This window comes from Flavobacterium sp. Root420 (assembly GCF_001427905.1).
Lineage (GTDB): Bacteria > Bacteroidota > Bacteroidia > Flavobacteriales > Flavobacteriaceae > Flavobacterium.
Genome location: NZ_LMEF01000018.1, coordinates 1 through 22659 on the forward strand (window position 1 = coordinate 1; position 22659 = coordinate 22659).

The following is a 22659-nucleotide window of genomic DNA, read 5'->3' on the forward strand; positions in this document are numbered from 1 at the left end:
ATAAAACTTAATCTAAAAGGAATGAGCCCGATACAATATCGAGCTCATTATTATCAAATTTAATTATAAATTCGTCTAAACTTTTGGGTGCAGTTCATTTTGGAGGCTTTTTTGTTTGATTGTTACTGTTTATAACAACTTGATATCTTTATTTATATTTAATTTCCTTTTAATAAATTGATACTTACGGTAGCAATATCAGCATCTGGAAATCTTTTAAAAATTGATTTATCCGGAAATAATCCAGCTTCTGCGGCAATTTTATTAAAGACATCTATCTCGACAATATATTGATCTGAAAAACCATGAGTGGCATCATAGGCTGTTGCGGGAGTTTTTCCTAAATTACTGGCAGCCAATTTTGGATTTATCGTATGCAATTCAATCAGAAGCAAACCAAATTTACGTACATAAGGGGACCATTTTTGTAAATGTTCCAATAAATTATCTTCTACCAGATTGTTGCTGATTCTTTTTCCTCTATAGGCAAATGCACCAGTAGAGGTACTAATTCTATCTTTGTTGATGTGTTTTGGATTTGTCCAAATTCTATTGTGATCTAAAAAAGTCCTCACGTTAAGTAAATCTTTCAGGTCGATATTGTAGTTTTCTCTTAAGTCATCCGAAAGTAAATCCGGGCGTCCAATATCTCCCCAAATTACCTTTGCCCAAATATCTGCCTTTATAAGATTAGCCCTGGTTATTTTCAGGGCTGCCTGATTGTAGTCTGCCCCAACCAGAAACAAGGGATATTCATCCAGCATTTTTCCTCTTAAAGTTTGTCTGTCAATTACTTCGAAAATGTGTTGCAGAAAAGCACCGTTACCACAACCCATATCCAGGATTCCTTTTGGCTGTTCTTGAATTGGCAAGTTGAAAAGCGTAATAATAATTTCATCTACTACTTTAAAGTAAGTATCGTGAGCACCGCCGCTTCCCCATACATTCATTTCACGATCAACATGAATTTCGTTTTCACCATCGATTACCATCCGTAAGACAGCCGGATCGCCAAAAGTTAATTCTTCAATTTTAGCAAATGTTGGCAAATAAGAAACTGTAACACCGTAAGCACTAGCTCTCTTTGCAAAAAATAAACCTATTTCAGTAAATTGATAATTGCCATTTTTCTCCAAAAACCATCCCAAATGGACAAGAAAATCTAATATCTTTTTAAAATTTTCAGGAGATTTATGAAATTCTTCCGGCCTGAAAGAAGTTTCCATAAAATATTTATGAAACATTCCGTTCATGGCAAGACGCACTATTGTTGGTGCAATCAAATAACCTTCTATATGTTTTAAAATCTGGTCCTGAATAGTATTTCTAAGCACATCATCAGAGGGGGCTATTTCGTATCCTTTTTTATATTTTTCAAAAATAAGATTGAGTTTTTCAAATGGTACATCGTCAAAAATGCGTGTATGAAACCGGATAGAAAATTGAAGCAAATCAACAACATCTTCATAAAGATAAAATAGTGAAAAGGCTATAGCCGTCTTTTCATTTACTGATATCTTAATTTCCTGTGTTTTGTTATCGACTTCGTAATCTAAAAAGTCCTGAGAAGCCAAAATCCTCAAACCAACATTCAGATAACCTTCATTTGCCTTAAAAACAGTTACAAGTTCTGCTAATTGTACTTGCTTTTTGTTCAGAATAAAATCTAAAACTGCATTTTTTTTCAATGCCATTGCTACCGGAGCAACAGCTAAGCCGTCCAGATGTCTGAAAATAGAACTTCGGAGATGTGATTTATCGGTCATAGTAAAAGAATGAAGGTTTTTTAAAGTTAGTGATTTTTTTTAACAGAGGAAAGAATTCTGTACTGTGTTGAAATTCATAATTATTTGTGAGTATTTTTTTAATAATAGTATTTTTTAAGACTAAAATTAAACAAAACAACACTTTAGTATACCCTAAAACGGATTTATCGATCCCTCTCAGAGCCTTTTATTAATCAATTTTGTCGATGTGAATCACTAAACCATTAAACAGAATGTTACAGTGATTTTCAAAAACTAACTAATTAATTAACCAAAAATTACAAACCAAAATGACAAAATTTATTAGGATTAAAAAAAGTCCTGATTGCGTATCTGGATTTAATTTGAAAAAGAAGATGATGATTTTCTGTGTATTGTTTTCTTTATCTCAAATTCATGGATACGCTATTAGTTCTAAACGTACAACAGAGTTACAAAATGTAAATCAACAAAAAAGTATTAAAGGGCAGGTTAACGATGAAAACGGTGTGCCAATGCCGGGAGTATCTGTTTTAGAAAAAGGAAGCAAAAATGGTACTACAACAGATTTTGACGGAAAATTTACTTTAAAAGTCGAAAATGAGAATGCGGTGTTATTAGTATCCTATTTAGGATATGTAACTGCAGAGGTTTCTACAAAAGGGCAAGCTTCAATTACTGTGAAAATGCAAAAAGCTGCCGCATCATTAGATGAAGTTGTGGTAGTAGGGTATGGTAAAATGAAGAAAAAGGATTTAACGGGAGCAATTGTTCAGATAACACCTGACAGGCTCGCGAACCAAAATCCGCAGACCGTTCAGGATATATTGAGAGGTACTCCTGGTGTAAAAGTAGGTTATGATCCTTCTGCAAAAGGAGGAGGATCCTTGCAGATTCGTGGGCAAAGTTCTGTTTATACTGATGGAAGCCATAATTCACCACTTATTATTTTAGACGGAATGCAGTTCTATGGTGAACTTTCAGAAATCAATCCTGATGACATCGGCCAGATCGATATTTTAAAAGACGCTTCAGCAGCATCTGTATATGGGGCGAGAGCAGCAGCAGGGGTTATAATTATTTCAACCAAAAGAGGTAAGACCGGTAAGCCAATCGTTAGTTTTACTACAAACACGACCATTAGTAATAAGAGTGCCTATCGTAATGTGTATTCACCGGAAGGATACTTAAAATATCGTGAAGATTGGGAGACTGCTGCAACTTATGGTGGTAATACAGCAACCGGACAATACGAAGCCTGGATGATAGGAACAGTTGCTGCTGGCAAACCGGGATATTTTTCAAGCCCTGATGATTTAAGCAAGTGGGGTATTTCTCAAGCCCAATGGTTGGCGTATCAACCAGCTACTCAAACCGCAGGAAAAAGCACAAAAGAGGTATGGGGAGCTCGTTTGGGATTGAATTTTGATCCTTCACTGATGGCGAATTTCCTGGCAGGAAAAACACACGACTGGAATGACAGCTCTTTTAGAACAGGAATTAATCATGACAATAATTTGAGTATTTCCGGAGCAAGTGATAAGGTAAATTATTATATGTCTTTTGGTTATTTAACGTCTGAAGGAGCTATCGTTGGAAATGATTATAACGCAGCTCGTGCCAATATGAAAATTGATGCTAAAATTACGGATTGGCTTGACTTTGGAGCAAACGTTAATTTTCAGGATCGATCAGATGGGGATATTACGCCCTCTTTAGGTACAGGTGCAGGAGATAACAATATGTTGAGAACCAGTCCATTTGGGACCTTTATAGATGCAAATGGCAACTATGAGAGACAACCGATGGGGAAAAATGTTTCAGGACAGAACTATAATTATTACTACGAACGCCAGTTTATTGAGAAAGAGACAGGATATACTACATTGAACACCATTTTCAATACAAAGGTAACGTTGCCTTTAGGTATCACTTATACATTTAACATTGCTCCTCGTTATCAATTTTTTCACGATCGTTATTTTCGATCGACACAAAATCCGAACTGGCCCGCTGCTACCACTGGAGCAACCAGAAATAATAATTCAAGTTTCGATTATAACCTGAATAATACATTAGCATGGGATTATACATTTGCTGAAAAACACCATATTATAACAACATTTGTTCAGGAAGCTGAAGAACGCCGTTATTGGTCAGATGGAATGGATGCCTATAATATCCTGCCTACAGATGCTTTAGGATTTCACTATGTCGACACTGCAACAATGGCTAATAGCAAAATTAGATCAGAAGATACACATCAAACGGCAGATGGTTTGATGGCAAGGCTTTTCTATTCGTTCGATAATCGTTATATGCTGACAGCGACTGTCCGTCGTGATGGATATTCGGCATTTGGAGCTTCAAATCCTTACGCAACTTTCCCATCTTTTGGGGTGGCATGGAACTTTAAAAATGAAAACTGGTTTAATTGGGAGGCTATGAGTACCGGTAAATTACGCTTGTCCTGGGGTGAAAATGGAAACAGATCGCTTAATAATCCATATATTTCTTTGGCAAACCTGGTAAATACCGGAACGATGGGGTATTTAGACGCTACAGGAAAAGCTCTTGAGATGAAGTATTTAGCACTTGATCGTATGGCAAATCCAAATCTGGAATGGGAAAAAACAAGATCAACAAATATTGGTCTTGACTTAGGTTTTTTACATGATCGCATTACTACTTCTATAGATGTTTACAAAAAATCTACCATCGATATGATTATGAGTCAGGCTCTTCCTGGTTTTACGGGCTTTTCAACGATTGCAACCAATCTGGGAGAAGTTCAAAATAAAGGTTTTGAATTGAGTATTAACACTATTAATATGAGAAAACCAAACTTTGAATGGCGTACTACATTTGGCCTGTCTTATAACGAAAATACCATTGTATCATTATATGGCAATATGGTAGAGGTTAAGGATGGCAATGGTACCGTTATTGGCACTAAAGAAGGTGATGATTCAGCTAATGGATGGTTTATAGGCAAACCTATCACTCAAATTTGGGATTATAAAGTAACTGGAATTTGGCAAAAGGAGGAGTGGAAAGAAGCTCAAAAATACGGACAGCGTCCCGGGGACCCGAAAGTAGCAAACAGCTATACTGCAGACGATGTGGATGCGGTAGGAGCAGATGGTGTTCCTTATAAAAAAGCAGTTTATAATGAAAAAGACAAGCAGTTTTTAGGGAATTCAGCTGCTCCCGTGCAATGGTCGTTGCGAAATGAATTTAAGATTTATAAAAATTGGGATTTAGCTGTTAATATGTATTCTTATATGGGGCATAAATCACTTAATTCAAACTATATGAATACGTTCAACGATGCCAGTTTGTATAAATTCAACTTCAATCCCTATTTAAATCCGTATTGGACACTTGACAACTCAACCAACGATTGGGCTCGTCTTGATGCCAAGGGACCTGTCGGAACTCCAGTTGCACCAGGAAAATTATATGATCGCAGTTTTATTCGTCTGGACAACATTTCACTGGCTTATTCGCTTCCTAGAGAGCTTTTAGATCGTGTGCATATTAAAAATTTAAAAATTTATACTTCGGTTCAAAACGTAGCAACATGGTCAGCTTCTAAAGAATGGAAATATTATGGAGACCCGGAAACAGGAGGATTGGCCACACGACAGTTTAATTTAGGTTTTAATGTACAACTTTAAAAATTATTCAACCATGAAAAGATATATACATAATAAAATTTCAAGACTGCTGCCTTTTATCGTATTGGCTGCACTGTCTGGTTCTTGTTCAAAAGATTTTCTCGAAGCAGATCCACTTTCGTTTTACGAGCCTGAAGCTACATTTTCTACAGAAGCAGGATTACAGGCAACTTTAGCACTGTGCGATAAACAGCTGCGTAATAATTATATTCACTACGGTTATTCCGGTGTTAGTGTGCCTATTGGTTCAGAGTATCTTTTCTCTGACATGGCACAATATGGAAAAACGGACACGGGTAGTAATATTGCAGATTATGCTGCTACTATTGTTCCTACCGGAGATTTTCGAAGAGACCCAAGTGGTGAATCGCTTTATCTTGGGTTTCTCTGGACTGAAGCCTATACAGGTATTAAGAATGCTAATACCATATTATCGTTTATTGGCAATGTGACAAGTTTATCTGAGGATGTTAAAAATAAATATATCGGGCAGGCTTATTTTCACAGATCATACCGTTATCTTAATCTGGTATATCAATTTGGAGACATACCGTTGATTACTAAAATTTTGGAGGTTCCAAAGCAGAGTTATTATTCTACTAAAAAGGAAGCCATTATAGAAATGATTACAGCAGATATGGAGAAAGCGGTACAATTTGTGCCGGAGCAATCAAAAATAGGATATGTAGGTATGGTTAGCAAAGGGGCGTGCCGTCAGTTACTGATTAAGTGTTACTTGGCATCTGGCAGATTTGCTGATGCTGAAGCACAAGCAAACATTCTTATCAATCAATCGGGCTATTCTTTGGTGCAAAATACTCTTGGGATTTTTGATCCGGGAGGAAATCCTACAGCATGGCCAATTACACGAAATGTGATCTGGGATTTACACAGGCCAGAGAATAAAGTGATTACTTCTAATACTGAAGCTATATTGGTGGCGCCAAATGGAGGAGCACAGTCATTTTTAGCCTTTTCTTCGATGAGAATTTTTGGGCCTAACTGGAATGATGCCAATTTAATTACTCCTGATGGTAAAACAGCAGCACCACGTTTTCCATTGACCGATAAAACGAATTATAATGCAAAATATGATTATCAAAGAGCAATAGGACGCGGTATCGGTACTATAAGTGGGTCTTATTATTCACAGCATCCTATGTGGGTTGTGAACGGTATCGAGGACAAGCAGGATCTTAGGCATAACAGCACGGTTGGAAACTGGGTGAATATGGAAGATCTTAAATACGCTCCCGGGGCAGGTGGTAGTGCTACATGGGCTGGACAAAATTTTAGAATGAAGGATGCAATCGGTAAACTGTTAGCACAAGATTCTATTCGTGACTGGTTTGATTTTCCGCATTATAAAATCTTTTTACACGATGTTGTAGCTGAAGCTAATCCGGCAGCAAATGATTTTCAGGGCGCAACTGCTGGAGCCAGTGCGCATTTGTACATATATCGTTTAGCGGAGACCTATCTATTACGAGCAGAAGCGCGTTTTTATCAGGGTAATGCTACCGGAGCAGCTCAGGATGTGAACGTCGTAAGAGCAAGAGCGAAAGCTACACAAATGTATACCACTGTAACTATTGGTGATATTTGTGCAGAAAGAGGAAGAGAACTTTATCTGGAAGAATGGAGAAATGTGGAGTTAAAACGCATTTCACATTGTCTGGCGCTTAGCGGAAAACCAGATGAATGGGGTCATACTTACAGTAAAGAGACCTGGGACAAGCAATCGGGAACAGATGCAGCGGGAGGAAGTTATTGGTACCAGCGTATTGTGCATTATACCCTTTACAATAAATATCCGGCTGGTATTTCTGTTAAGCCAGGTGTAAAGTTTTATACGATGGACAAACGTAATAATTACTGGCCAATTCCGTACAGACTAGCGATTGAGCCTAATATTAAAGGTCAGTTAAGTCAGAACTTTGGTTATGATGGTTATAATCCTGGAGTCAAAGTCTGGGATAAATGGCAGGATGCTGTTGATGATGAAAGTAAAATTTAAAACTCTTTTTGCCTGAATTGAAGCTTGAGCATAAAAAGACATAATAAATAGCTTCGTAATATTCAGAAGAAAGTTAAAATACAAAACGAGTTAATATATTTAACTCGTTTTTTTTTGTTTTTATAATGTCTTTTTTGTGTTTAATTCTTAATTGATTAAAGTTTGTGTAGTTTTTTAATATTTTTTTAAGGATATAATTTTTAAAACCTAAAATTATATACAAAACACAAGTGCTGTATTTTTTTGTACCTAAAAACGTACTTTATTTCTCCTCTTCTAAGTTGTTAATAATCAACTTTACAGTGTTGATTACTAATTGCATAACGTACGAAAATGTGATTTGTAAAAAACTAACTATTTAATTATTAACCATTAACCTTTTAAAAATGAAAAAATTATTAAAATTAACAAGTTTGCTATTTATTACAGCAGTAGTGTTTAATTCCTGTGAAAAGGAACAAGATGCAGATATGCCACAAGCCATTAACAAAGAAGTGTCGAAAAGCGCTGGTGCAGATGCACCTCAAAGCGTCACCAAGGACACAGCCCCACTTGTCGCTGCTGCAGGAGGTGGTGCCGGAGCCAGAACGATCACATTGCAAACCAATACACTATCATGTGGTGGTGGTTTGTGTACATCGTTTGGCGTTTGGTCAGAGGGCATTTACACTGTTTGGTTCCAGATGAAATTTAATTCCGGATTTTATTGGAGCAGAGGAGGTAAATGTGGATATGGTATCCTAATTGGGGATCAGAATACCGGTGGCGATCCAGGATGGGATGGCAATGGCGGTAGTGCCAGATTTATGTGGTATTGTCCAAATGGATCAAACTCTGCCAAAGGAAGCGGAGCTTATCTCCAACCTTACGTCTATTATAAAGATCAGCCGGGAGAATTTGGTAATGATTTCGGAAAGAAGTATTATATACAAGAAGGAGTGACATACAACTGCCAGATATCTGTTAAATTAAATACTGGATCAAATACTAACGGATACGTCAAATATTATGTAAATGGTACGGAACTATTGAATCAAACCATTCGTTGGGTGACTAACGATGCTAAACGAAATGTTAATGCCGTAAGTCTTCACACTTTCCGTGGTGGTAGTCAGGAATACTGGAAAGCCCCGGTAACAAGTTCTATTTATTATGCCAGTGCGGCCTGGGATGCTCAATAGTATCTATAGGTTTTAAAGCAATTTAGATATCTATTATTATATCAAAATAAAGCCACTCCGTTGTTATGGAGTGGCTTTAGCTTTTATAATTTATATCAAACCTGCTTAACGCTCTTTTTTTTATTTTTTCTTGCTAACCAAATTAAAAATCCTGTAATAGGCAATGTCATGGCGAACAGCGTTACCAAAAACGCAATTATTTTAGTTGGAAGACCATAAAGGCTTCCGGTATGAATAGGGTAATTCAAACGCCTGATTTTGTCTCCGGTTGAGAATAATTCGTAATGCCTTGCTTCAATATTTTCAGCAGTGTATTTATCAAAATAAGCAGCACTAGATTGATTTGGAATCGACATTTCTATATTTTCCTTAAGCACTAAAATACTGTTGATTGTATCTACAGGCATTCTAATCTGAATGTTTCCTGTATAAGGAAAAATACTGTCTGTTTTGTTGTAAATACTTTGGTAAAAAGTAGCATTCTCTAGTTTAGGATCTATTTTGGTTGGGTTTTCTACTTTTGCAGAAGGCTTTTTTGTGGTACCATCAGCCAGAAAATAAACACCATCCTGAAACCAGTTAAAGGCAAAAGACAATCCGGTAAGTGAGATAATAAGCAGAATTAAAAAACTGTAAAAACCAAAAGTAGAGTGGAAGTTCCAATTGACTCTTTTGAAAGAGCCGCTCCATTTTACAGTTAATCTTTGCTTTAGATTTTTTATTTTTTTAGGCCACCATAATACGATTCCTGAAATGAGCATAAAAACAAAAATTAAGCAGGAAGTTCCCATAATAATTTCGCCGGTTTCTCCTAAAAGTAATTGTCTGTGTAACGATAAAACGACAACAAAAAATCTGCTTTCTTGTGGTGTTGTTCCCAGAACTTTTCCGGTATAGGGGTCGATGGAGAAAAATTGTGCTTTTTTATCTGAATCCTTTCCCAAAATTTGGAAGGTGCGCGAAGGATCATTAAAAGTATAAATTCGGGTTATTTTTTTTATGGAGTATTGTTTCTGAAGTATATCTACACAATAGTCAATGCTTTTTTTTGTTTTTCCTACTGTTGAAACATTATAATATTCAGGATTTACAGCTTTATCAATTTCTTTTTCAAAAACCAAAATACTTCCCGATAAAGCGGCTATAAAAACAATTATACCAGAACCAAGTCCTAACCATAAATGTAAAAAGCCAATTTTCTTTTTTAATGTTTTCTTCATATATAAGTCTTTAGTAGAAAATCTCAAATACTAACCTGAATGTGTTTTCTCAGGATCTGGCGCAAATTTAAGCTTATTTAGACTAAATATGGGTTATGTTGAGAAAAATAAATTAGGAATTTAACATTGGAATATTCCATTTAATAGTAAGCATCAAAAGAGAAAATCCTCGTAATTGACGAGTATAGGCGCCATTTTTTTTCAGATTAAATTGAAATTCACTTGTTAAACAATTATTAATTTTTATTTTTGAACTGTTTTTATTAATTCTAAATAAAAATAAATTACCTAACCAAAATTAAAAAATCAATGAAATATCTTAGTTTAAGAACATCAAAGTTTTTATTTATGATGGGGCTTTTATTTTCAGCCCTTTCTTCTTTTGCACAACAAAATCATGGAAAAATAAAAGGACATATCAACACTTCTGACGGGAAACCTGCATCAGATGTAAATATTATACTTAAAAATTCAAAATATGGAACTACTACAGATGAGTATGGAAATTTTGAAATCAGCAGAGTAAGCGAAAGCAGCTATACTTTACAAATCTCTCTGGCTGGTTATAAAACTTTGGAAAAGCAGGTTATGATTGAAATCAATAAAACGAATGTAGTTAATGAACAACTGAGCGTTTCTAATAAAGAGCTGCAGGAAGTTGTTATTAGTAACAGAAAGAGTCTTCTTTCCAAAAAAACACAATATGTTGCCAGAATGCCGCTTAAAAACATAGAAAATCCACAAGTTTATAATGTTATACACAAGGAACTAATTCAGGAACAAATTGTAATTGATGCAGCGGGCGCTATTAGAAATGCACCGGGAGTTGTACCGCTTAATTATCCTTCAGGCGGATTTGCTGTTATTTTTAGAGGTTTCACTGTGGGAATAAATTCCAGAAACGGAATGGAAACATTGTCAGGAAGATCAACTGTTGGTATTGCAAACGTAGAGCGAATTGAAGTTCTAAAAGGACCTTCCGGAACTTTGTTTGGATCGTCTGCTTCTTCTTTTGGAGGAGTTGTCAATCTGGTTACTAAAAAACCTTTTGAAGCATCAGCTACTGAAGTTTCGTATACAGGCGGAAGTTTTGGCGTAAACCGACTTACAGTGGACATTAATACTCCTTTAACTAAAGATAAAAAAGTACTTTTTAGACTTAATGCCGCGGTTAATAATGAAAAAAGCTTTTTAGATTACGGTTTTAATAAAACAATATCTTTTACTCCAAGTATTACTTTTAAAGCAAGTGAAAAACTGACTTTCAATATAGATGCCGAATTATTTAAGGTGAATAATACCAAACCCTTATTCCCAACGGTTACCACGGCATCTGGAATTACTAATCCGGGAGATATAAAATTAGATTATAAAAAATCATTGGTACATGATGATGCTGATGCAAAATCTTCTTCATCAAAAGCATTCGTTCAGGCAGAGTATGAAATATCAGATCATTGGAAATCAACTACTTTATTCTCTTATGTAAATGAAGATGTGAATTACAGCTATCAGGTTTTACCAACCTGGACGTCGCCTACTACCGCAACTATCCGTGCAACGGTTTTTGGACCTATTTCAAGTAATTATACCAATATTCAGGAAAATATTAATGGTGAATTTTCGACAGGAATTTTAAAACATAAAATAGTAGTGGGTGCTAATTATAGATATTATACGGATACATTTTCGTCAACACCAACACCTACGGCTCCATTTAGAACAATTGATGTTACAACCAATTTTACTCCGGTAAGAAGAAACGAAATTGATAAAGTATTGTTGGCACCGGTTATTAGAGCAGGAAGAGATGAATATACTTTTAGCGGTTATGCCTCTTATGTATTAGGTGTTGCAGACAGATTGTACGCCATGGCAAGTTTACGTTTAGATAATTTTGACCGAAAAGAAAGCGGAACAGTTCCGGGATATAACCAAAATTCATTGTCACCAAAACTAGGAGTGGTATATCAGGTGGTTAAAGATCAGGTTTCTATCTTTGGTAACTACATGAACGGATTCCAGAATTTAGCACCGGTTCAGCAACCAAGTGGTGATCAATTAATCTTAGATCCGCTTTATGTAAATCAATATGAGGCAGGCATAAAGACTGAATTGTTTAATAAAAAAATAAGTGCAACAGTTAGTTATTATAAAATTACGAATGATAACGCTGTAATAAGACAAGCTGATTTAGTTTACCAACAAGATGGAAAACAGGTAAGTAAAGGTGTTGAATTTGAATTTTTAGCTCACCCGCTTCCTGGTTTAGATATTACGGCCGGATATGCTTATAATGATAATCGTATCGTAAAAACAAGTGAAGCCAACAAAGCGATTGAAGGCAATAAAGCGCAGGATGCACCAGAAGATGTAGTCAACTTTTGGGCTTCTTATAAATTTCAAAATGTTTTAAAAGGATTTGGTATTGGAGTTGGAGCTAATTATGTAGACAAAAGTTATATGTTGACTGCGAATACTTTTTATATTCCATCTTACACGATTTTTAATCAAACTGTATTTTATGAGCAATCAAACTGGAGAGTGGGAGTTAAGTTAAACAATCTTACCAATGAAAAATATTGGAGTTCCTGGGGAGCACCTCAGCCACCAGCAAATTTCTTAATAAATTTGACTTTCAAATTCTAAAAATTCGCTTCAATTCAAACTAAAAAATCCTTTCTATTTAAAAAGTAGAGGGGATTTTTTTTTTAAGCTTTACTTCATAAGAATTTTCCAAAAGCTTCTTTAATGTTCGTGAAGTTTTTATTTAATCTCGCAAGTCGCAAAGCCGCCAAGTTTATGGGCGAAGCCTCGCGAACTTAATAAAGCCACTGTTAACACATCTGGAAAAGATACTTTGCGCACCTTGCGGTTAAAATCAGCTCTAACCTCAAAGTTTGTGACAGAGCCTTGCGAACTTAATAAAGCCACAGCAAACACACCTATAAAAAATACTTTGCGCCCTTTGCGGTAAAATATCTTGTTGTGTTAAAATAAAGATCTAGGTTCGAAAAGAGAATAGTTGTCAATACTGGCAGCTATTTTTTTATTTAACAGCATTTGTTTCCTAAAATTCTTACATGAATAATTTAGGAGCTCCCGTATTAACTCTCTTGTTTGTAGTAATTTAAAATTCACTAAAATTTTAGTTAACATTTTTTTTGCAAAAAAAAAACAATTAAACTTTTGGGGTTACTATTTTTAATATACTTTTGTTCTATCTAGTTAGTAGAGTTTAAGAATTCATCTTTAGTTTTGGATTGAATTCTTATAAAATCAATTCAAATAATAATAATCCAAAATAAAATAAAAATGAAAAAACGAATGTGTAGATAAGAAAAAACCATTTCTGTTGCAGCAGAAATGGTGAAGTTTAAAGAAATTGTTCATCTCTATAAGGAAAGCGAGAGTGGAGTAAATCCGTTTTCGGCTCACCTCATTTATTAAACCAAAACAAAGTAATGAAAAAAAAATTAAATAGATATGTCTGGTTATGCTTTTTGTTGATTTCCATTGGAATTAAAGCTCAGGAAACCAAACCGTTAATCCAGTCCAGACTCGACGGAACAGTAATTGATGCTATTACAAAGGAGCCTGTTATCGGTGCTTCGGTAAACATTAAAGGTACTACACACGGGGTTGTAACAGATTTGGATGGAAAGTTTTATTTCCAAACAGGACAAAAATTCCCTTATACACTAGTGGTGAGTTATTTGGGATACAAAAAAACAGAAATTGTAGTGAATGAAAATGCAGTTGTTATTGCTCTTACTGAAGAACAAAATGTTTTATCAGAAGTTGTAGTGACCGCCTTAGGTATTACAAAAGAAAAGAAATCTTTAGGATATACTACCCAATCCTTAAAAGGTAAGGATTTGGGAGAAACAAAAGAAACGAATTTTTTGAATAGCCTTACTGGTAAATTGGCAGGAGTACGCATCACCAATTCACAGGGTGATATGGGATCTTCACGTATTGTTATTCGTGGTGAAACCTCTATAGCCGGAAATAATCAGCCATTATTTGTGGTGGATGGAATTCCGGTAGACAATTCACAGTTGAACTTTGGTGGCGCAACCCGTGATTTCAAAAATGCGATTGCCGATTTGAATCCGCAAGATATTGAAACTTTAACGGTATTGAAAGGTCCTAACGCAGCTGCTCTTTACGGATCCCGTGCCGCACATGGCGTTGTTCTTATTACTACAAAATCAGGAAAAGGTCAAAAGGGACTAGGTATAAGCTTCAGTTCAGGTATAACTGTTTCTCAGGTTACTACTTTACCGGATTTTCAAAATTCATTTGGACAAGGATCAAACGGAAAGTTTAGTTATGTAGATGGTAAAGGAGGCGGAATTAATGATGGAGTTGATGAAAGCTGGGGACCTAAACTGGACGGACGCCTTATTCCTCAGTTTTATTCAAATGGTCAGGCAGTACCTTTTGTAGCTCATCCTGATAATGTGAAAAACTTCTTTAATACTGGTCTTACCTATGATAATAGTATTTCTGTGGCCAAATCAGATGAGAAATCAGATTTTCGCTTAGGAGTAAATAATCAAAAGCAATTAGGAACAGTGCCTAACAGTGAGGTAAACAAAACAAACTTTACGGTTAACTCTAATTATCAATTAACAGAAAATATAAAAGTGGGTGTAACAGCTAATTATATTGTTACCAATGCTCCGGCCTTGCCAGGTGGTCCATCAGGTAACCGTGCTGCCGGTGTAATGTTACAATTTCTTTGGTTCGGACGCCAGGTAGATATCAATCAGCTTCAAAATAACAGAGATGTTAACTGGAACAATAGCTATTACAGCAATCCGTATTGGAATGCCTATTATAATACTACCAGCCAACAACGTAACCGTTTAATAGGGGATATTCATTTGGATGCAAAGATTTTCGACGGACTTAATTTTAGATTCCGTACCGGAGTTGATTATTATAACGATCGCAGAAAGTATGAGATTAAGTATGGTACAAACGGAACGCCTTTCGGTTCTTATGCTGAAGATGCTTACACAGTAAATGAGCAAAACACAGAAGGTATTTTTACCTATACCAAAAAACTAAATGATGATTTTAGTCTGGATGCTCTTGCCGGTTTCAATGTGCGCAACCATAGCGATGCAAACAATTATCAAAAAGCACCACGTTTGGCGGTGCCAGATTTATATACATTGACCAATTCGCGAGATCCGTTAACTTCATCAAATTCATTATCAAGATTGAGAGTTTATAGTGCTTATGCGTCGGCACAACTTGGGTATAAAAATTATGCATTTTTGAATGTAACAGCTCGTAATGACTGGTCATCGACATTGCCAAGCAGTAATCGTTCTTATTTCTATCCTTCTATTAACGGTAGTTTGGTGTTATCTGATGCCCTAAAGCTGAAAAGCAATACACTTGACTTTTTAAAAGTACGTGGTGGTTGGTCAGAGGTAGGAAATGATGCAGATCCGTACCAATTGTCTACGGTTTATAATTTTCAAACTGCATTTGACGGAAATCCGATCCAGACCTCTTCACAGAAGAAATTGAATGAGAACTTAAAACCGGAAACAACCCGTTCTACCGAAGTTGGTTTAGAAGCCTCGTTCTGGAAAAACAGGCTGCATTTTGATGCCGCTTATTATAATACTGATAGTTTTGACCAGATTCTGGAGATAAAAACAACTGCTTCAAGTGGTTATACTTCGCAATTAATCAATGCAGGTAAAATAAATAATCATGGTATAGAAATTCAATTGGATGGAACCCCTGTTCAAACTGAAAATTTCAAATGGAACGTAGGGGTAAATTATTCAAAGAATATAAGCAAAGTAGAGATTCTGGATTATGATAAACAGATTCAAAACTACACTATTGGTACTTCGGGAGGTGTAGATGTGTTGGCATCTGTAGGTCAGGCTTACGGCGCACTGTATGGTACAGCTTATCAGCGTGACGACAATGGCAATATAGTAGTAGGAGCGAATGGATTGCCTAAGGCTGATCCGCAAAAGAAAGTATTAGGACATTACACTCCGGATTATTTAGCTGGTCTTACCAACACATTGACCTATAAAAATCTTGAATTTTCGTTCCTTATTGATGCAAGTGTAGGAGGAGAGCTTTTTTCAGGAACAAACAGAACAGGTAATTACACAGGTGTACTGGCTCAAACCCTTCCAGGTCGTGACGCAGCCAACGGTGGACTAAATTACTATCTGGCAGGTACTACGAAAACTTTATTACCAGCTGGTGCAACTGCCCCGGGTGGAGCAGTGGTATATGATGATGGAATGATTTTTAACGGAGTATACGCTGATGGAACTCCAAACACTTCAGTTCTTAGTGCACAGGAATATTACAAAGCGCCATACAATATTAGTGAAGCCTATATTTACAGCTCCACTTTTGTAAAACTAAGAGAAGTAAAACTTACGTACAATCTGGATAAGAAATTAGCTAAGAAGCTTGGATTTCAGGGAGCTAGTATTACAGCTGCAAGTCGTAATCTGTTCTTTATTTACAAAGACGCACCCAATATCGATCCTGAAACCGCTTTTAATACTGGAAATGCACAAGGTTTGGAAAGTTTATCCTTACCAACTACCAGAAATTTTAGCCTTAATGTCAACCTTAAATTTTAAAAACACGAAATCATGCTAAAAAAGATAGTATATATAACGCTGTTTGCATTGTCATTGACCTCTTGCAGCGATACTTTGGATGATATTAATAAAAATCCAAACGCAACTGAAACACCATTGGCACCTTACCTGTTAACAGGATCATTAAAACAAGGAGCCGATTTATATTGGGGGTCAACCAATAACTTTGACTCGTCTTTGTTGTTTGTGCAGCATTGGGCTAAAATCCAATATACTGAACCGGATCGATACGATGTATCTAACACGTCTTTCACTTCTTTGTGGAATACGGGATACTCAAGCCTGATTACGGATTTGAACACTATTATTAATTTTCCACAAGAGCAGGCAAATTCAAATTATAGAGGAATTGCATTGACCCTTCGTTCATGGACATTTTTATTGTTGACAGATGCTTATGGAAGTATTCCTTATAAAGAAGCAGGTCTAAAAGTTACACCGGCCTATAATACTCAAAAAGAAGTATACACCGGATTACTTGAAGATTTGAAACAAGCCCAATCTTTGCTAAATACAGCAAACGGTACGGTAACCGGCGATTTGGTTTATAAAGGTGATATTGCAAAATGGAAAAAATTAGTAAACTCATTTCGTTTGCGCATTGCATTGAGAATTTCAGACAAAGAGCCTGCCTTAGCGAAGCAAGCTGCAATTGAGGCAACAACCGATGCTGCAGGGTTAATAAGCAACAACAGCGAAACTTTTAAGTTTACCTACATCAGTTCCCCGCAGCAGAATCCTGCCTCGGCCTGGTTTGAAACCCGCGACGATTATCGTATTTCGAAAACAATGGTTGATAAGTTAAATGAATTATCAGATCCACGCTTACCTGTTTATGCGCAGTTGCCATCAGATGCTAGCGTAGGGAAATACGTTGGTGGTGCTAATGGATTATCAAATAGTGATGCCAATAGTCAGGGTTTTGCTAAAACATCAAAACCGGGAACTTACTTCCTGACCTCTTCATCGCCGGCTGTAATTGCTTCTTATTCTGAAACTTTGTTCAATCTTTCTGAAGCAGTTGCCCGCGGTTATATTGCCGGAGACGCAGAACAGCTTTACAAAAATGCAATTACGGCATCGCTTAATCAATTTGGTATTACTGATGTCGCCGCTATATCTAATTATCTTAATCAGGCTACTGTAAAATATGATGCTGCAAATTATGCTAAATCAATCGGTACGCAAAAATGGATTGCATTCTACGGACAAGGCCTTGATGCTTTTGTGGAGTGGAGAAGACTTGATTATCCTGTGTTGAAAGCAGGTCCGGCAACAGTTTTAGACGGACAGATTCCTTCGCGTTTCTTCTATCCCGGTACAGAGCAATCATTGAACGGAAATAGTTATCAGGCTGCTGTGGCTGTTCAGGGAAAAGACTTGCTTACTACAAAACTATGGTTTGATGTAAAGTAGGATTGAATTCCAAAAAAATATTCAACACATATAAAAATAAAAAAACTCCGCAAATGTTCTGACTTTTGCGGAGTTTTTTCTATTACAAGCCTGTAAATTGCTTAGGATCATAAAAAAACTTTTCCGAGTTAATAAGTTCGTCCTGCCAGTTTTGCCAGGCAATTTCTTCAATTTCAGAAACAGTCCCATTTTTCCATTCAAATTTGAAATACCATTGAATAGCAACGTGATCACCATTTACAAAATACGGACGAATGCATTTGGATACTAAGGATTTGACTTTTAAAAGTGTGTTTTTTTCATTGGCAACAAGATTATCTCTGCCAACCCGTGGTTCTGCCTGATTTTCCTGCATGGAAGCATCGGTAGTATAAAATTTTTCAATAGCTTTATCATGTTCATTAGATTCGACCATTGCTATAAATTGCTCTATTGTTTCTACTTTAGGCATAGGTTTTGGTTTTTAGTTTTTGAATAATTTCTAAATATCTATTTTCAAAAATCGATTGATCAACAGGTAAAACAACCGATTCAAATAGTTGCATTAAATCGTCTGAATGATTTGCTGCTTTTTTTGTCTGGACATTGTAAGGAATAAATTTTATCCATAGAATTGCTTTTAATTCTGTTTCATGTTCATTCCACATTTTCATTTCTACCAATAGAAGATTAGCGGTATATTGAATCAGCTGAGACTCAATTACAACGGTTTCCATTGTAGAAGCCGGTTTTAAATAGCTTATCTGATTAGAGGCAACAACCCAGCTAAGCCCTGTTTTCTGCATATATTTAAAGATGTCAAGATCATAATTTTCAGCAATTTGATCCTCTCTGGCATTAATAAAATACTCTAAATATTTTGAGTTGTTTAAGTGATTAAAAGGATCACAATCCTGAAATCTGACTTTTCTTTTGGTTTTTAATATTTTTTCCATTTTCGAATATATTATATCAAATACCGATCGGTATCTGATGGATTAAAAAATTTTTATTTCCTGATGCTTTGAATTATACTGTTATCTATAAAGTCCATTGCAGTATTTATATAGCTTGGATCATTATGGGTAAATGCCAAAAGTGAACTTCCTTCAATTAAGGATAAAATTATTTTAGCGTATTGAGCCGGATCTGTATTTGGCTGAATTTCATTATTATTTATGCCTTCATTGATGATAGCAGTTAAACCGACAGTAAATTTTTGAGATAAATTTTGTGCTGCCTGAAATAATAAGGGGTTGATAAATTTTGTATCAACTCCTGCACGCAACATTGGGCATCCGCCTCTGTCTTTAACTAAATCATAATACTTTCGTTGATAATCTGTTATTTTATGAAGTTTATTTATACTCCCTTGCTCAGCGGCAACTAGTTGGAATAAAGGTGTTATTGCAAGCTTTATATTCAATTGAAGTGATTTTAATGCTAAATCTTCCTTGTTTGAAAAATTACAGTAAATCGCACCTTTTGTAAGTCCAGTGGCCTTTGTAATATCAGTCAAGCTAGTACCAACATACCCTTGTTTATTGAAAATGGGGGCTACTTTGTTTAATATGATTTCTGAAGTATTCATGATTTCGGCATAACTTGATAGGATTCACAACAAATATAATACAAATACCGATCGGTATATGATAAATGTGAAAAAAAAACTTTCTGAAGAAATGGGATTATAAATAAGAATTTGAAAGAGTCTATGAAAAGAAATTAAAATGGAAAACGTTTTTTATGACTTTGTCATCTCATTTTTGATGTTGTTTTTATTTTAAAATACTCGATAATAGGTAGTTATTGTGAATTTTTTGATAGGATATGAGTGGGAGATAAACCATATTTCTTTTTAAAAACAAAGGAAAAATGGGAGAGATCTTCAAAACCAACTTCAAGATAAACTTCCGTTGGTTTTTTCTTTTTTTCTGACAATTGATAATAGGCCAATGCTAACCTCTTTTCTGTTAACCACTTCTGAGGTGTACTATTAAACTGTTTCTTAAAGTCTCTGTTAAATGTAGATAAACTTCGACCGGTCAAATAACCTAATTTTTCCATTGGCAGGTTGAACATAAAATTTCGCTCCATGAAATTAATTAAATCAACTTTGCCCGGTTCGTCAAAATTTGCCAAAATAGTATCTACGCTTTTATCAATTTCTCGTAAAATACTTATTGCTTCACTAATTTTTAGTGATGCAATATTTTCAGGAAACTTTCCTTCCAGTTCAAAATATGGAATTACTGAGGCCAGGCAACTTTCTAATAACGGATGATTGCTAAAACTATATATTTTCTGCGCGGTAACCTGCTTTTTGTCTACATCAATTTTTTCATAGAACTTTTTTAGGCGTTCCGTAGATAAATGCATTACTACAGTTTTGTGTGGCTGTCCATTTTTAGGATAATTTATTATGGTAGCCAGCAGGTTTCTTGGAATTAAAAATATATCACCCGTTTTAAAATAAAAAGTAGCATCAGCCTGTATTATTTTGGTTTCACCTGAAATAAACCAAATCAGCATATGGGCCTCAAAGATTAAATCCGATTTAAACAACTTATCATCGTAGCTGGAAAGCTTAATTTCAGGCGTTAAATATTTCGAAATGTGTTCCATATTTGTATTATATTATTATTTCAAAGATAATTATCTCTGTTGGCATTGCAATACGCCCCCAAATCTCACAACTGGCAATATGAGGTTATGGCAATGCCTTTCAAAGTTAGCTATTGATTAGGAAAACTGAAATGATATACCTGTCATTTTCTCACTTAAATCCCATATTTTTTTGGCATTGGTTTCATCAAGAGAATAAGGTTCTACGCCATATGATCCAGCACTATCCATATTATTTGATAATTGCGCAATATCATTATCTTCACAATAAACACCTCCAATATTATCAAGTAATGGACTTGTAGCACACCACACAGTTGTAGCAGCACCTTGTGGAATTGATTTTAACCTTGCAGCTACTTCAGGAAGCAGATTGCCATTTTCATCGAAAAAGCCCATTTTTTGGAATAACTCTAATGAAGCTTCTCTTCCCAATTCAGTTCCTGCGATTGAACCAGGATGTAAAGAGTATGCTCTTACATTAAATGCTTTGGCGCGATTGTCAAGTTCGAGAGAAAATAAATTACTAGCGGTTTTTGATTGTCCGTAGGCTTGTAGAGTTTCGTATTCCCTTTGCAGAAAGTTTGGATCTTCAAAATCGAAAGAAGCCATCTGATGCCCTAGAGAAGAAACATTGATTACTCTCGCACCATTTGCGTTTTTAAGCGCCGGAAATAATCTCGCAGTTAAGTGAAATTGCCCTAAATAATTAGTGGCCAATTGTGATTCGATTCCTCGACTGTCTCTGCGCAATGGAACCCACATAATACCTGCATTGTTGATAAGCAAATGCAGTGGTCTGTTTGATAGGTGGAATTTTTGCGCAAATGCATCAATAGAATCCGGATTCATAATATCCATTATCTCTATTTCTACATTTTTAATCCCTTCAAGATTTTTCTTAGCTTTTTCAACATTTCTGGCAGGAACGATTACAGTAGCACCTGCGTTTGCCAACGTTTTAGTGGTTTCAAGCCCTATACCTGTATTTCCACCTGTTACGATTACGATTTTCCCCTTAAGGTTAATCCCTTTAATTACGTCACTCGTGGTTGATATGGCATCAAATCCTGAACTTATTGGTTGCTGTAAGGCTCCCTGATAATTGTTGCGTCTCATATTTTAATTATTAAAAGTTATGGGACAAAATTAGCGACATAACAGTTCTTGCATTTTGTTTATAAAGTCAAATTACTTTGTTTAAAATGTCAGTTAACTTATGTCGGTACAGCTACCATATTTTTAGCTGAACTTTTGAATTAATTAAAATGATATTGTAAATTAGCTAAGCCACCTGATTTTATTCAGATCAGGAATTATCAGAATTGATTAAAATCATAAAATTATCAGCATATGCCCTGGAACCCGGAAATATATAATAAGTTTAAAGATCTGCGTAATAAACCATTTTATGATTTAATGGATTTTATCAAATTGCCGGAATCGTCAAATGCAATTGATTTAGGTTGTGGTACAGGGGAACAAACTTCAATATTAGCCAAAAAGTTTAGCAAAACTGATTTTCTTGGGATTGATTCCTCATCTGAAATGCTGGAAAAATCAAAATCTTTTGAAGCAAATAATCTTCGTTTTGATCAAATGTCAATAGAAAATTTAGCGGAATCAGATAAAAAGTGGGATTTAGTTTTTAGTAATGCAGCGCTGCAGTGGTCAGATCACCATGAGGTATTATTTCCGAAACTGATTGATGTTATTAATGCGGGAGGACAATTTGCAGTGCAGATGCCCGTTCAAAAAGATAATCTGCTCAATAAAATTTTATATCAATTAGCGGAAGAAGATCCTTTTAAAACTTATTTTAAGGGATGGAAAAGAGATTCTCCAATACTGAGCATGGATCAGTATGCTCAAATTATGTTTGATGGGGGACTGGAAGAAATTCAGATCATGCAGAAAGTTTACCCCATAATTGCAAATGATCATGATGCGCTATATAATTTTATTTCAGGCTCGGCCCTGATTCCGTATATGGAACTTCTTCAGGAAGATCAGAAAGAATTATTTATCAGCACCTTTAAAACCAGAATAACAGAGCATTTCCCAAAGCTTCCCGCCATTTATGCATTTAAAAGAATTTTGCTTTACGGAAAGAAAAAATAAGAAGTGATTA

At 35.6% G+C, this 22659-nt stretch carries 14 protein-coding genes; 7 read left to right on the forward strand and 7 right to left on the reverse strand.

The annotated features are described in order from the left end of the window. Nucleotides 1-158: 158 nt before the first annotated feature. Nucleotides 159-1766, reverse strand: coding sequence for a class I SAM-dependent methyltransferase (locus ASC72_RS11505; RefSeq protein ID WP_056190842.1), 1608 nt, complete (start codon nucleotides 1764-1766; stop codon nucleotides 159-161). A gap of 290 nt (nucleotides 1767-2056) precedes the next feature. On the opposite strand from ASC72_RS11505, the gene ASC72_RS11510 reads away from it, so the two are divergent. The 3 genes from ASC72_RS11510 to ASC72_RS11520 all read left to right on the forward strand — a co-directional run bounded on the left by ASC72_RS11510 (nucleotide 2057) and on the right by ASC72_RS11520 (nucleotide 8623). Then, on the forward strand, nucleotides 2057-5425 hold the full coding sequence (locus ASC72_RS11510) for a SusC/RagA family TonB-linked outer membrane protein (RefSeq protein ID WP_056190843.1): 3369 nt from the start codon (nucleotides 2057-2059) through the stop codon (nucleotides 5423-5425). A gap of 13 nt (nucleotides 5426-5438) precedes the next feature. Continuing rightward, nucleotides 5439-7442 carry a RagB/SusD family nutrient uptake outer membrane protein gene (locus ASC72_RS11515; RefSeq protein WP_056190880.1) on the forward strand — a complete coding sequence of 668 codons (2004 nt, stop codon included), beginning with the start codon at nucleotides 5439-5441 and terminating at the stop codon, nucleotides 7440-7442. A gap of 386 nt (nucleotides 7443-7828) precedes the next feature. After that, a complete protein-coding gene (locus ASC72_RS11520) occupies nucleotides 7829-8623 on the forward strand; it encodes a polysaccharide lyase (RefSeq protein WP_056190844.1) in 795 nt (264 codons plus the stop codon). A gap of 95 nt (nucleotides 8624-8718) precedes the next feature. Here the strand turns inward: ASC72_RS11520 and ASC72_RS11525 are convergent, their stop codons facing one another. Further along, nucleotides 8719-9843: a PepSY domain-containing protein gene (locus ASC72_RS11525; RefSeq protein ID WP_056190845.1), complete on the reverse strand. Its 1125-nt coding sequence runs from the start codon at nucleotides 9841-9843 to the stop codon at nucleotides 8719-8721. 309 nt (nucleotides 9844-10152) lie between these two features. On the opposite strand from ASC72_RS11525, the gene ASC72_RS11530 reads away from it, so the two are divergent. From ASC72_RS11530 to ASC72_RS11540, 3 genes are all read left to right on the forward strand, one after another. Further along, a complete protein-coding gene (locus tag ASC72_RS11530) occupies nucleotides 10153-12492 on the forward strand; it encodes a TonB-dependent receptor (protein ID WP_056190846.1) in 2340 nt (779 codons plus the stop codon). An 815-nt stretch (nucleotides 12493-13307) separates the two neighbouring features. Continuing rightward, on the forward strand, nucleotides 13308-16487 hold the full coding sequence (locus tag ASC72_RS11535) for a SusC/RagA family TonB-linked outer membrane protein (protein ID WP_056190848.1): 3180 nt from the start codon (nucleotides 13308-13310) through the stop codon (nucleotides 16485-16487). Between the two features lie 12 nt (nucleotides 16488-16499). Beyond that, nucleotides 16500-17924: a SusD/RagB family nutrient-binding outer membrane lipoprotein gene (locus tag ASC72_RS11540; protein WP_056190849.1), complete on the forward strand. Its 1425-nt coding sequence runs from the start codon at nucleotides 16500-16502 to the stop codon at nucleotides 17922-17924. Between the two features lie 82 nt (nucleotides 17925-18006). Here the strand turns inward: ASC72_RS11540 and ASC72_RS11545 are convergent, their stop codons facing one another. The 5 genes from ASC72_RS11545 to ASC72_RS11565 form a co-directional block, all read right to left on the reverse strand. Continuing rightward, entirely contained in the window at nucleotides 18007-18375 is a 369-nt protein-coding gene (locus ASC72_RS11545; RefSeq protein WP_056190851.1) for a nuclear transport factor 2 family protein, read from the reverse strand. Continuing rightward, complete coding sequence (locus ASC72_RS11550; protein ID WP_056190853.1) at nucleotides 18368-18859, reverse strand: thioesterase family protein; 492 nt, start codon at nucleotides 18857-18859, stop codon at nucleotides 18368-18370. Before ASC72_RS11550 ends, ASC72_RS11545 begins: the two co-directional genes overlap by 8 nt. Nucleotides 18860-18912: 53 nt before the next feature. Next, entirely contained in the window at nucleotides 18913-19494 is a 582-nt protein-coding gene (locus tag ASC72_RS11555) for a TetR/AcrR family transcriptional regulator (protein WP_056190855.1), read from the reverse strand. Between the two features lie 215 nt (nucleotides 19495-19709). Continuing rightward, complete coding sequence (locus tag ASC72_RS11560; protein ID WP_056190857.1) at nucleotides 19710-20528, reverse strand: AraC family transcriptional regulator; 819 nt, start codon at nucleotides 20526-20528, stop codon at nucleotides 19710-19712. 117 nt (nucleotides 20529-20645) lie between these two features. After that, entirely contained in the window at nucleotides 20646-21647 is a 1002-nt protein-coding gene (locus ASC72_RS11565; protein ID WP_056190859.1) for an SDR family NAD(P)-dependent oxidoreductase, read from the reverse strand. Between the two features lie 234 nt (nucleotides 21648-21881). Between ASC72_RS11565 and ASC72_RS11570 the strand changes: the two genes are divergently transcribed. Beyond that, on the forward strand, nucleotides 21882-22649 hold the full coding sequence (locus ASC72_RS11570; protein ID WP_056190861.1) for a methyltransferase domain-containing protein: 768 nt from the start codon (nucleotides 21882-21884) through the stop codon (nucleotides 22647-22649). Nucleotides 22650-22659: the final 10 nt, after the last annotated feature.

What these genes read in the sequence shown, in the direction of transcription:
- ASC72_RS11520 (WP_056190844.1), top strand. Translation starts at nt 7,829, where the DNA reads ATGAAAAAATTATTAAAATTAACAAGTTTGCTATTTATTACAGCAGTA.
- ASC72_RS11555 (WP_056190855.1), bottom strand. Translation starts at nt 19,494, where the DNA reads ATGAATACTTCAGAAATCATATTAAACAAAGTAGCCCCCATTTTCAAT.
- ASC72_RS11550 (WP_056190853.1), bottom strand. Translation starts at nt 18,859, where the DNA reads ATGGAAAAAATATTAAAAACCAAAAGAAAAGTCAGATTTCAGGATTGT.
- ASC72_RS11570 (WP_056190861.1), top strand. Translation starts at nt 21,882, where the DNA reads ATGCCCTGGAACCCGGAAATATATAATAAGTTTAAAGATCTGCGTAAT.
- ASC72_RS11515 (WP_056190880.1), top strand. Translation starts at nt 5,439, where the DNA reads ATGAAAAGATATATACATAATAAAATTTCAAGACTGCTGCCTTTTATC.
- ASC72_RS11565 (WP_056190859.1), bottom strand. Translation starts at nt 21,647, where the DNA reads ATGAGACGCAACAATTATCAGGGAGCCTTACAGCAACCAATAAGTTCA.
- ASC72_RS11525 (WP_056190845.1), bottom strand. Translation starts at nt 9,843, where the DNA reads ATGAAGAAAACATTAAAAAAGAAAATTGGCTTTTTACATTTATGGTTA.
- ASC72_RS11540 (WP_056190849.1), top strand. Translation starts at nt 16,500, where the DNA reads ATGCTAAAAAAGATAGTATATATAACGCTGTTTGCATTGTCATTGACC.
- ASC72_RS11545 (WP_056190851.1), bottom strand. Translation starts at nt 18,375, where the DNA reads ATGCCTAAAGTAGAAACAATAGAGCAATTTATAGCAATGGTCGAATCT.
- ASC72_RS11530 (WP_056190846.1), top strand. Translation starts at nt 10,153, where the DNA reads ATGAAATATCTTAGTTTAAGAACATCAAAGTTTTTATTTATGATGGGG.
- ASC72_RS11510 (WP_056190843.1), top strand. Translation starts at nt 2,057, where the DNA reads ATGACAAAATTTATTAGGATTAAAAAAAGTCCTGATTGCGTATCTGGA.
- ASC72_RS11560 (WP_056190857.1), bottom strand. Translation starts at nt 20,528, where the DNA reads ATGGAACACATTTCGAAATATTTAACGCCTGAAATTAAGCTTTCCAGC.
- ASC72_RS11505 (WP_056190842.1), bottom strand. Translation starts at nt 1,766, where the DNA reads ATGACCGATAAATCACATCTCCGAAGTTCTATTTTCAGACATCTGGAC.
- ASC72_RS11535 (WP_056190848.1), top strand. Translation starts at nt 13,308, where the DNA reads ATGAAAAAAAAATTAAATAGATATGTCTGGTTATGCTTTTTGTTGATT.